At 65.0% G+C, this 9,807-nt stretch carries 11 protein-coding genes; 7 read left to right on the plus strand and 4 right to left on the minus strand.

The window, feature by feature from the left end; genetic code table 11:
- The first annotated feature begins 64 nt into the window (after positions 1 to 64).
- The 7 genes from RMO18_RS02035 (at position 65) to RMO18_RS02065 (ending at position 6,303) form a co-directional block, all read left to right on the plus strand.
- Complete coding sequence (locus RMO18_RS02035; protein WP_309663656.1) at positions 65 to 526, plus strand: hypothetical protein; 462 nt, start codon at positions 65 to 67, stop codon at positions 524 to 526.
- The gene (locus RMO18_RS02040) at positions 523 to 1,251 is read left to right on the plus strand and encodes an SDR family oxidoreductase (RefSeq protein WP_309663657.1); all 729 of its coding nucleotides are present in this window, start codon (positions 523 to 525) and stop codon (positions 1,249 to 1,251) included. Before RMO18_RS02035 ends, RMO18_RS02040 begins: the two co-directional genes overlap by 4 nt.
- Positions 1,248 to 2,375: a pyridoxal phosphate-dependent aminotransferase gene (locus RMO18_RS02045; protein WP_309663658.1), complete on the plus strand. Its 1,128-nt coding sequence runs from the start codon at positions 1,248 to 1,250 to the stop codon at positions 2,373 to 2,375. The genes RMO18_RS02040 and RMO18_RS02045 overlap by 4 nt, the downstream gene beginning before the upstream one ends.
- Positions 2,376 to 2,500: 125 nt before the next feature.
- A complete protein-coding gene (locus RMO18_RS02050; RefSeq protein ID WP_309663659.1) occupies positions 2,501 to 2,968 on the plus strand; it encodes a peptidoglycan-binding domain-containing protein in 468 nt (155 codons plus the stop codon).
- 143 nt (positions 2,969 to 3,111) lie between these two features.
- A complete protein-coding gene (locus RMO18_RS02055) occupies positions 3,112 to 3,648 on the plus strand; it encodes an RNA polymerase sigma factor (protein WP_309663660.1) in 537 nt (178 codons plus the stop codon).
- A 77-nt stretch (positions 3,649 to 3,725) separates the two neighbouring features.
- Entirely contained in the window at positions 3,726 to 5,672 is a 1,947-nt protein-coding gene (locus RMO18_RS02060; RefSeq protein ID WP_405053988.1) for a von Willebrand factor type A domain-containing protein, read from the plus strand.
- Positions 5,673 to 5,694: 22 nt separating this feature from the next.
- Positions 5,695 to 6,303 carry a hypothetical protein gene (locus RMO18_RS02065; RefSeq protein ID WP_309663662.1) on the plus strand — a complete coding sequence of 203 codons (609 nt, stop codon included), beginning with the start codon at positions 5,695 to 5,697 and terminating at the stop codon, positions 6,301 to 6,303.
- Between the two features lie 33 nt (positions 6,304 to 6,336).
- On the opposite strand, the gene RMO18_RS02070 is transcribed toward RMO18_RS02065, so the two are convergent.
- The 4 genes from RMO18_RS02070 to glcF form a co-directional block, all read right to left on the minus strand.
- On the minus strand, positions 6,337 to 6,804 hold the full coding sequence (locus RMO18_RS02070; protein WP_309663663.1) for an Hsp20 family protein: 468 nt from the start codon (positions 6,802 to 6,804) through the stop codon (positions 6,337 to 6,339).
- A 141-nt stretch (positions 6,805 to 6,945) separates the two neighbouring features.
- A complete protein-coding gene (locus tag RMO18_RS02075; RefSeq protein ID WP_309663664.1) occupies positions 6,946 to 7,770 on the minus strand; it encodes a trypsin-like peptidase domain-containing protein in 825 nt (274 codons plus the stop codon).
- Positions 7,767 to 8,570: a trypsin-like serine protease gene (locus RMO18_RS02080; protein WP_309663665.1), complete on the minus strand. Its 804-nt coding sequence runs from the start codon at positions 8,568 to 8,570 to the stop codon at positions 7,767 to 7,769. The genes RMO18_RS02075 and RMO18_RS02080 overlap by 4 nt, the downstream gene beginning before the upstream one ends.
- A gap of 74 nt (positions 8,571 to 8,644) precedes the next feature.
- Positions 8,645 to 9,807, minus strand: a 1,163-nt coding sequence (gene glcF, locus RMO18_RS02085; protein WP_309663666.1) for a glycolate oxidase subunit GlcF, incomplete at its 5' end; no start/stop codon positions are given.

Consider the following 9,807-nt stretch of genomic DNA (forward strand, 5'->3'; position numbering starts at 1 on the left):
AGAACGTCCGCAAGCATTTCGACTTTGTCGTGGGCTGAGCACAAGACCAGCAAGAGAGGCCGAAATGTACCGTCGTCCGATCATCCCCGCCGATTTCACCGTGCCCGAACGGCTGGAAACGGTCGAGTTCCATCTGCGGCCCCTGACGGTGCACGATCTTGTCCGCGACTATGACGCGGTCATGTCCAGTACGGCCCAGTTGCGCGAACAGATGGGGGACAGCAGTTCATGGCCCGCAGGCCTGACGCTGGAAGACAACCTGGTCGACCTGGGCTGGCACCAGCGCGAATTCAGTCTTCGCCATTCTTTTGCCTACACGGTCATCTCGCCGGACGGGGAAAGATGTCTGGGATGCTGCTACATCTACCCAGCCTCGGACCCGGAATTTGACGTCGACGCCCGCTATTGGGCGCGGCAAAGCCGGATCGGCGATCCGGCGGATGTGGCCCTTGGGCAGGCGTTTCGGGGCTGGCTTGCGCGCGAATGGCCGTTCCGGCGCGTGGCTTTTCCGGGACGGGCGGCATGATGCGCATCGCTGTTGTTACCGGGGCGGCAGGCGGCATGGGGCGCGCCATAACCGACAAGCTTTTGTCTGACGGGCTGCAGGTCGTGGGCGTCGACATTGATGGCCCTGCGCTTCTCGCGATGGCCGCCGATCTGGACGGCTTTACCCCCGAAGCAGTGGATCTGACCGACGCAGAGGCCATCATCGACCTGTTCGACCGGATCACTGCGCGTTTTGGTGGCGTCGATGCGTTGGTCAACAATGCCGGCACCTGCTTCATGTCGGATTTCCCCGAGATTCCGGCGCAGGAACTGGACCGCCAGATGGCGATCAACTTTTCCTCGGCGTTTCACTGCTGCCAGCAGGCAGTCAAGGCGATGGCGGGGCGGCCCGGGGTGCGCAAGATTGTCAACATCTCTTCGAACGGGGCGTACAACTTTGATGTGTTCGACCCGCCACATTACCGCGCCTCGAAGGCCGCGATGGATACCCTGACCAAGGATCTTGCACGGCGGTATGCGCGCGACAGGATTGCGGTGAATTCGCTGGCCCCGGCGATGACCGAGACCCCGTTGTTCAACGTGCTGAGCGAGGAGGTTCTGGCCCGCGCGATCAGTGCGATGCCGCATGGCCACGCCATGCAGCCCGCAGAAATCGCCGCCTGGGTGGGGTTCCTGATCTCGTCCGCGGGCGATGTGTCTTCCGGCAACATCATCATCCTGAATCAGGGGCGTGACGTTCGGTGAAGGTCACCATTCACAAGTTGTTCGACTATCTGCTGGAAACCACCGCCGCCGACCCGCCTGAATGTTTCATCGGCTTTTCTCTCGCCCGCTCGCCCCGGCTTGGTGACTTTCTGGAGGCGCTTGATCCGGGCCTGTCGCTGGACTGGAACGGCAAAAGCTTCTTTGGCCTGCCCGCACTGCGCCAACGGGTGATCGATCAGGCGGGCCTGCAAGGCCGCTGTTCCCCCGATGACGTGCTTATCACCGCCGGGGCGGCGGAGGCGAACTATCTGTTGTTCCGCCAGCTGCTGTCTGCAGGCGATGAGGTGATCACCGAAGCGCCCGGCTGGCCGCAGGTGGGCGTGATGGCCCGCGCCATCGGCACCACCTTGCGCGAGGTGCCCCGGCGCGAGACAGACCGCTGGCGGCTTGACCCAGCCGCCGTTGCCGCCGCCGTCACGCCGCGCACCAAGATGATCTTCCTCACCAACCCCAACAATCCGACGGGCACGCTGATCCCGGCCGAAGACCTGCATGCCATCGCCCGGATCGCTGACCAGCACGGGCTTTGGCTGGTGGTGGACGAGGTTTATGCCGGGCTGGAGTGGGACGGACCGCGTGCGCCGTCAATCGCGGGGCTTACGCCGCGCAGCATCACCACCGGGTCGGTGTCCAAGGCGCTGGGGCTGCAGGGCCTGCGAACCGGGTGGATCATCGCGCACGACCGGGGGGTGCTGCGCGACGCGATGATCCTGCGCGAGAATGCGTCCGAGATCATGAATACGCTGGGCGAACACATCGCCGAGATCGCGCTGCGGCCCGACCGCCTGGCCATGGCACTGGCCACCACCCGCAGTGAAAGCCGCGCCACGCTGGAAAAGCTTGACCGCTTTGTCGGGGCCGAACAGCGCCTGTCCTGGCAGCGGCCCGAGGCCGGGCTGATCGGGCTGGCGCGGCTGGACCGGATTGACAGCGAAACCCTCGCGCGGCGTTTGCTGGCAGCGCCGTACCGGACGTTTCTGCTGCCCGGCAGCGCGTACGGCCTGCCAAATCACATCCGGCTGGGGGTTGGCGGCGGGCCGGAAACCCGGCTGGATGAAGGGTTGGCGCGTCTGTCGGCGCTGCTGAAGGGTTGGGAAGACTAGCGTAAGTCATTAGAATAAAACGCGTTATCCGATAGCAATCAGGCGTTTTTGCCTAGCATGCCCAGATAGCCCATTTCTTTTCGCATCACCCCGCTGCCATGGGGTTAACCCCGAAAGGAAACGACATGCTGCTCCCTGTCATCAACATGAAATCTTCGCTGATCGCCGCGCTGACCGCCCTGTCCATCGCTGCCGTTCCGGCCGCTCCGGCGCTTGCCTGGGGCGAAAAGGAACAAGGTTTTGTCGCCGGTGTCGCCACCGCCGTGATCATCGACGAGATTCTGAAGCAAAACCGCCGTGCCCGCGCACCGCAATATGTTCCCGCGCCCGTCTACGTCGAGCCGCGCCCGACGCACACCACGTCGATCTACCGCACCCCGGCAGCGCAGGCCTTCAGCAGCTATTCTTCGGCTGAACGCAAGGCGATCCAGCGCAACCTGCGCGCCTGGGGCTATTACCGCGGCGGCCTTGACGGGTCGTTCGGGCCGGGCACTTACAACGCGGTTCTGGCCTATGCCGCCGACGAAGGCCTGAGCCGTAACCTGTCCAGCACGGGCAGCGCCTATGCGGTCTATGACAGCCTGATCTACTGATCCAAACCGAAGCCACCACCGCACCCCCCTTTCCGGCCCACCGGGAAGGGGGTTTTTCTTTGGGTCAGGTATCCCAGACAGAATTCTTTTGCGGGCGTCCCAAGGATTGCCCCGGCCCCCGCGTCTCATTTATCGTGATGCTGATGGAAACACCTGACGAGATCCTTGCCACTGCAGCCGCCACCGGCGACCGCGCCGCCTTTGCCGTGCTGATCGGCAGGCATTACGACCGGGTTTTTGGCCTGTCGTTCCGTCTGACCGGCAACCGGGCCGAGGCCGAGGATCTGGCGCAAGACATCTGTGCCGCCCTGCCCGCCAAGCTGCGCAACTGGCGCAACGAAGCGCGGTTTACCACATGGCTTTACCGTGTTGTGGTGAACGCCACCCACGACTTGCGCCGCCGTCAGGCCACGCGCAGCCGTGCGGCGGTTGGCTGGGGTGACTGGGAACTGGCCCGCCAGGACGAGATCACGACCGAACGGGAAGCCGCCGATTGGCTGGCCCAGGCGATGACACTGCTATCGGCGGAACTGCGCGACACCGTGGCGCTGGTCCTGGGCGAAGAAATGACGCAGGCCGAGGCGGGCAAGATTCTGGGCGTATCCGAAGGCACCATCGCCTGGCGGATGAGCGAAGTGAAGAAACGCCTGCGGGCCAAGGCAAAGGAGGACGCGAAATGACCGACGACCTGAAGGCCGCCCTGAAAGCCATGCCCGCAGCGGACGCGGATGCAAAGGCCCGCGCGCTGGCGCTGGCGATGGAAAATTTCGACCGGCTCCAAGGATCCACCGACCCAGCCCGTTCCAATGAGGACCGCCCGAATGGGGCGGCTTCCTTGAACGGAGTACGTCGCATGTTCAACTTCCTCACCACCCGCCCCGCGCTTGCCGCCACCACATCCATCGCCGCCCTGGTGATCGGTGTGGCGGTGATCCTGCCGGTCGCCGATATCCGCTTTGGCCAGACGCCGGTCCCATTGCCCGAAACTGAAGGCGATATTGCGAAAGACGCCGTCGTCTCGCCGGACGTCATCGCCGATGCCCCATTGCCGGTGCCGGAGCCTCGCCTTGAAGCCAAGCGCACCGCCGAAGACCCGGCCGCTGAGGGCCTCGCCTCGTCGGTGTCCGAAGCGGCGACTGTTGACGGGAATGCAGTGGCGGGTGCCACCGCGCCAGAGATGAGCATGGCCCTTGCCGACGATGATTTGCGCCTGCGAGCCGAGAACAGCGGAGACACGCTGGGCTATATTGTGGCTGAACCCGCAATGCCGGTGATCGTGGAAGAAGACGGCATCCTGCAGCTGCCGGAAAGCACCGAAGCCTACGCGAACGCCCCGGTGAACCCGGTGAAGGTGACCGCAGAGGAGCCGGTTTCGACCTTCTCCATCGATGTTGACACCGCGTCTTATGCGGTGATCCGGTCATCACTTGGCTTTGGCATCCTACCCACGCCAGATCAGGTGCGGGTGGAAGAGATGATCAACTACTTCCCCTACGACTACCCCGCCCCCGATGCGTCAGAGGCGGCGTTCAAATCGACGATCAGCGTGATGCAAACCCCGTGGAACCCCGGCACGCGGCTGGTCACCATTGGCCTGCAGGGCGCGCTGCCGCCGATCACCGACCGCCCGCCGCTGAACCTTGTGTTCCTGATCGACACCTCCGGGTCGATGGAAGATGCCAACAAGCTGGGCCTGTTGAAACAGTCTTTGTCGATGATGCTGGCCGAGCTGCGCCCCGAGGATCAGATCGCCATCGTGACCTATGCCGGCAGTGCGGGCGAGGTTCTGCCGCCGACCAAGGCATCCGACAAGACCGCGATCCTTGCAGCCTTGGACAATCTGTCCGCCGGTGGGTCAACCGCCGGGGCCGAGGGGCTGGAACTGGCCTACCGGGTGGCCGAAGGCATGGCCAAGGACGGCACTGTCAGCCGCATCCTCTTGGCCACCGACGGCGATTTCAACGTGGGCGTCAGCGATCCCGAAGGGTTGGAGGCCTATGTGGCCAAGAAGCGCGAGAGCGGCACCTATCTTTCGGTGCTGGGTTTCGGGCGCGGCAATCTGGATGACGCGGTGATGCAGTCGCTGGCGCAGAACGGCAACGGCACGGCGGCCTACATCGACACGCTGTCGGAGGCGCGCAAGGTGCTGGTGGACCAGCTGACCGGGGCGCTGTTCCCGATTGCCGACGACGTCAAGATCCAGATCGAATGGAACCCCACCCAAGTGGCTGAATACCGGCTGATCGGCTATGAGACCCGCGCCCTGCGGCGCGAGGATTTCAACAACGACGCGGTGGATGCGGGCGAAATCGGGGCTGGCACGCAAGTAACGGCGATCTACGAGGTCACCGCGCCGGGTTCCGACGCGCTGCTGAATGACCCGCTGCGCTACGGGGGGACCACTGCCGCAGACGGCCCGGACGAGCTTGGTATCCTGAAGGTGCGCGCCAAGGCACCGGGGGCCGACACCTCCGATCTGACCGAAACCAGGATCACCGGGCAGGAGCCTGCCACTGACGACGCCCGCTTTGCCGCCGCGATTGCCGGGTTCGGGCAGATCCTGCAGAACTCGGTCTATCTGAACGACTGGGGCTGGGACGAGGCGATTGCACTCGGTCTATCGGCGCGCGGCGATGATCCGTTCGGCTATCGGATCGAGGCGGTCAATCTGATGCGCCTGGCGCAAAGCCTTTCGGCGCAGTGAGGCAAGCCCCCTCCTTCTGACAATGGTCCTGTCGGTCACGCAAGTGACCGGCTGGGCCACCGCCTTCAACGCTCTGGCCGTTCTGGCCCGCCCGATCTTGCAAGACCTCGGCCTGCGGTTGCCGATGGCGCTTGCGGGATCGGGCGTCTTTTTGCTGGCGCTGGCGCTTGCATCCCGCGCGCTGGTGCCGCTTTGTGCCCGCTACGGGGCAGGCAGGATTTTGGCACTCAGATCACTGACCGCAACTGCGGGATTTGTCGTGATCGCAACGTCATCGGGACCGGTCAGCTATGGCTTGGGCTGGTTGATGCTGGAGGCCTCCTGGCGGCCATGCTCACCACCCCCGGCCCATTCGCTTCTGGTCCAGGTCTTGTGGTACAGGTCTTGGGGCTTTGCCATCGTCATGGTCGAACTGTTGCAGGCCAGGGGGATGACGCTGACGCAGTCCATGGCCGGGCGGCTTGCCCTGCCAATCAATCTGAGCTTTGCCGCGGCGCCGCTGGCCTTCGGGTTGATCCTTGCAGGCGGCGGTGCGTGGTCGGTTCTGGTAACGGCGCTGGTCGTCGGCCTCGCGGCTCTGGCCGCACTGATCACCCTGCGCCGCCATACGCAGCAAAAAGGGCGCGCCTGACCGGCGCGCCCTTCGTCCTGCCGGATCGCCGGATCAGTTGATCGGCTGCGCCTCGACAGCCTTCACCTCGACATCACCCGCGCGGGCAATCTCGATCCGGCGCGGTTTCAGCGCTTCGGGCGTTTCGCGCACGAGGTCCAGATGCAGCATGCCGTGTTCATGGGTGGCACCCACGACCCGAACGTGGTCGGCAAGCGCAAAGCGCCGCTCGAAGGCGCGGGTGGCGATGCCGCGGTGCAGGAAGGCGCGCTCACTGTCGTCGGCGGTCTTGCGGGCAGCGACATGCAGCGCGCCATCGCGCACTTCGACAGTCAGATCTTCGGGCGAGAACCCGGCCACCGCGATCGAGATGCGATAAGCATCTTCGGCGGTTTTTTCGATGTTATAGGGCGGGTACGTGGGTTGGGCCACGTCGCTGGAAAGGGCACGATCCATCAGATCGGCGATCCGGTCAAACCCGACGGTGGCACGGTACAGCGGGGCGAAATCATAGCTACGCATGGTCATCCTCCAAGAAGCGATGTTGAGGGCCTCCCCAAAGGGGGCAGGGCAGTTGGCACCGGACCCATCATGGCACCCGGATGTGAGTTATCTGGGAAACGAGCAGCGCGGTTTCAAGACCCAGCGCGCGCCTGCCGAGGCTCAGGGCTTGACGAACCGCGTGCCGGTGTCACGGCGGGTGTCGGCTGCGCCGATCCGCCGGATTGCCGGGGCGGCGGCACCACCTGCCTCGCTCAAGGCTTTGCCCTGCCGCAGGCGCGCCTTCAGTTGGTCAACGATTCCAGGCAGTTCCATGCCGAAGGCGACTACCGCGCCCTGCTCGGCATAACCCGACGAAATGATCGACACGATCCGCGCCCGCCCGAAAGACCGGTCCAGAACCGGCGCGCCCGAGGCGCCGAACGTCACGTTGCAGTTCACCGCAATCAGGCCGGATCGGCGGCCAAGGACGGAACAGACCTTCTGCCACGACAGGGCTTCCTCGCGCCCTCTGGCATAGGAGACCACGCTCACCTCATCGCCATCGCCCGGGCTTTCCACCACAAACGGCGCGGCAACCGCAGCCGGGATGTCTGACACCAGTTCCAGCAGTGCGGCGTCGAGGCCCAGCTGATCCAGATCGCTGCGCGCCACTGCGTAACCCGGAATCGCCGCCGTGCGCCGGACGGCCACCTCGGCGATGGCGGTGCCATCGGCCAGCCCGGCGCGAAAGGTCATCCGGTCAGCGTCGATCGGCGTGCCGTCCGGTTCCATCACGCAATGCGCGGCCGTCAGCACAAGGTTGGTGGCGATCAGGGTACCGGTGCAAAACCCGCCATCCACGATATCAATCCGACCCACCGCCTCCCAGCCCAAAAGCTGTTCCCGGCGGGTCAGGCGTTCCAGACCACTGTCATCTTCGGCCACCGCGGGGCCGCACAGCAGGGCCGCAAGGCACAGCCAGACTGCGGCGCGCGCGGCCCTCATGGCTTGATGAACTTGGCCCCGCCTTCCTGCCCGCCGGACAGAACGCGGACACCCGCAATGCCAACGCGCACGGATGTATCGCTGGCGGCCAGCGCCTCCTTAAGCACGGTCAGCGCGGCGGCCAGCGGCACCGCCAGCGCCACCTTCTGCCCCTCGACTTCGGCCTTGGCCGAGATCACCGACACAACCCGCGCCACGCCATCGTGAAGCGAAAACACCGGCGCGCCGGATGACCCGAAGTCCACGCTGCACGACAGCACCAGCATGTTGTCGCGCTGTGCCAGAACTTCGCAAACCTCTTGAATCGACGGCACCTCCGACCGATCCTGGGCATAGGAGACCACGCTGACCAGATCGCCGGCGGCCGGGGTTACATCGGTTTCGAACGGCACCAGCGATGGCAAACGGATCGCCTGGTTCAGCTCCAGCAAGGCCAGATCGGAGCTTACCCGGTCCAGCTTGTCAGCGCCGTCATAGACGTAGTCCGGGTGCGCCACGGCGCGGCGCACGCTGCGGTAGGCAACCGCCCTGCCGTTGCGCCAGCCTGCATAGAACTGGATATCCTCGGCCCGCATCAACGCGCCGGTTTCCTTGTCATAAAGGCAATGCGCCGCTGTCAGCACCAGTTGCGGCGCGATCAGTGCCCCGGTGCAAAAGCCGCGATCCCCCAGCATCAGCTTGCCCACCGCCGACCAGCCGCGCGCATCATCCGCCGTCTGAAGGCCGACCATCGCGGCATCTTCAGCAGTGGCTGGCACCGCACATATCACCAGCAGCAGGGCAAGGAAAAACCGTTGCATAGGGCCTCCGACGCGGCTTGATCTGCGCTAATCCGCAACTTGGGCGGTTTTGTGACTTGCCGCAAGCTGCGTATTCAGACCCCAAGCGCGGCGGGGCGCGGACCCCCGGTCGCCCAGTCCAGCAGTTCTACCGTATGCACCACCGGCACCCCGGTGCCCGAGCCGATCTGAATCATGCAGCCGATGTTGCCTGCAGCGATGACATCGGGTTTGCGCGCCTCCAGCGTCTGGACCTTGCGGTCCTTCAGCTGTTGCGAAATCACCGGTTGCAGCAAGTTGTAGGTGCCCGCCGATCCGCAGCACAAATGGCTGTCGGCCGGTTCCACAACCTCAAACCCCACGCGCTTCAACAGGTCTTTTGGCGCGGTCTTGATCTGCTGGCCATGCTGCAGGGAACAGGCCGCGTGATACGCCACCCTGATGCCCTTCGCGGCCCCCTGCGGCAGGCCCAGCTTCACCAGCACCTCGCTCACATCCAGTGCCAGACCCGCCACCACCGCCGCATCCGCCGCCAGGGGATCATTGCGGAACATGTGGCCGTAGTCCTTGACCGTGGTGCCACAGCCCGAGGTGTTGATCACCACCGCATCAAGGCCCCCCGTCGCCTTTTCCGCCATGAAGGCGCGGATGTTCGCCGCCGCCGACCCATGCGCCAGCGCGGCCTTGCCCATGTGATGCGTCAGCGCTCCGCAGCAGCCCTGCCCCTTGGCCACCACCACCTCGCAGCCGAGCCGCGTCAACAGCCGGATCGTCGCATCGTTGATATCGGTATTCAGGGCCCGCTGCGCACAACCCGTCATCAGTGCAACGCGCATCCGGCGCGGCCCTTGTGCCGGGAACACCTGCGGATCGTCATTGCGGCTGACCGGCGGAATGGTCTTGGGTGCCATCGCCAGCATCGCGCGCAACCTTGCATCAGGCACGAAGCGCGCAAAGGGCCGTCCGATCCTCGCACCCAGCAGCGCCAGCCGGAACCGCCCCGGATAGGGGATCACCTTTGCCAGCACCCAGCGCAGCGCGCGGTCGGACAGCGGGCGGCGATAGGTCCGCTCGATATAGTCCCGCGCGTGATCGACCAGATGCATGTAATGCACGCCCGAGGGACAGGTCGTCATGCAGGCAAGGCAGGACAGGCACCGGTCGATATGCTTCACGGTGCGCACATCGGCCGGGCGACCCTGTTCCAGCATGTCCTTGATCAGGTAGATCCGGCCGCACGGGCTGTCGAGTTCGTCGC

Origin of the sequence: Tabrizicola sp. (assembly GCF_031377265.1) — a bacterium.
Taxonomy (GTDB): Bacteria; Pseudomonadota; Alphaproteobacteria; order Rhodobacterales; family Rhodobacteraceae; genus JAUYQR01.